This window comes from Pseudoalteromonas sp. G5_S1_14_S5 (genome assembly GCF_054968605.1).
This window is the reverse complement of the sequence record NZ_JBQKUM010000262.1, coordinates 1-326: the sequence shown is the minus strand read 5'-3', so window position 1 is coordinate 326 and position 326 is coordinate 1. Positions and strand designations below refer to the sequence as shown.

Sequence of the window (326 nt, the reverse complement as noted above, 5' to 3'; positions counted from 1 at the left end):
GCCAAGTTGTTGGCATCCACACCCGTAACACCAAAGTCGGCATAATCACTCACTGATGGTACTTGCTGCGTATTATCGGCCGCGTAGCTTTGAATCACGTTGACACTATCGGTTCGAGTCTGAATCGCTGCTATCGAGGTCAACGATTGACTGTCCACCTGACCATTCACTTCACTCAAATTATTGGCATCAACACCAGTAACGCCTACCACCATATAATCGGTAACGCTTGGCGCGGTTTGGGTATTATCTACCGCATAATTTTGGATCACTGTTAGGCTACCGATAAGTGTTTGTACCGAGGCAACACTTGTTAGTGACTGGCT

General features: G+C 47.2%; 1 protein-coding gene. It reads right to left on the bottom strand.

Annotation, left to right across the window (positions count from 1 at the left end; translation table 11 throughout):
• Positions 1–326: hypothetical protein (locus ACTRWI_RS22810; protein WP_499133955.1), on the bottom strand; the 326-nt coding region annotated here is incomplete at both ends.